This is a genomic window from Burkholderia sp. BCC1998 (assembly GCF_905339875.1).
GTDB lineage: Bacteria > Pseudomonadota > Gammaproteobacteria > Burkholderiales > Burkholderiaceae > Burkholderia.
The window spans coordinates 1-740 of sequence record NZ_CAJPHE010000086.1 but is presented as its reverse complement, the minus strand read 5'-3'; the positions used below and the strand labels follow the sequence as shown (position 1 = coordinate 740).

1 protein-coding gene is annotated in these 740 nt (G+C 63.5%); it reads right to left on the bottom strand.

The window, feature by feature from the left end; genetic code table 11:
• The coding region (tnpC, locus tag U5A56_RS36890) for an IS66 family transposase (protein WP_321927402.1) at nucleotides 1-740 on the bottom strand (740 nt) is incomplete at both ends.

Genomic DNA, 740 nt, shown 5'->3' with positions numbered 1-740 from the left:
GAGCGGATCAAGCTCATGATGGCAGCCGCGCGCTGCCCCGCGCGCAACGATCCTGCGAACAGCCAGTTGGACCGTCCGACTGCCCACGGACGGATCTGGTTTTCGACCCAGTTGTTGTCGATTGGCACGTTCCCGTCATCGAGATAGCGCGTGAGTGCATCCCAACGTTTCAGGCTGTAGTCCAGCGCTTTCGCAATCGCCGAGCCCTCGGCAACGAGTTTGCGCTGCGCCATCAGCCATTCATAAAGGGCGTCGCACACCGGCTTGGCCCGGCGCTGGCGAAGCCGCTGCCGTTCGTCGGCATCCAGTGCCGCAGCCTCGCGTTCGATGTCGTAGAGCGCGGTAAAGAACGACAGGGCCTGCTCGGCAATCTGGCTGCTGTGATTGGCATGCAATTCAAAGAACTTGCGTCGGGCATGGGCCGCGCATCCGATCTCGGTAATGCCGTGCTGGAACGAGGCCTTGTACCCGCTGTAGTCATCGCACACCAGCTTGCCGTGCCAGCCCTTCAGGAACGTGCGAGCGTGCGCACCGGCGCGGCTCTCGGCGAAGTCGTAGACCACTGCGCGCAGTTCGCTGAACTGAGTCGGCGTATACGCCCACAGGTACGCCCGGTGTGTCTTGCCCTTGCCAGGGTTGAGCATCTGCACGGGCGTCTCGTCCGCATGCAGCACACCCTGTAGCAGGATGGCCTGGCGGAGTGCGTCGACCAGCGGCTGCAACTGCACGCCACACCTGCC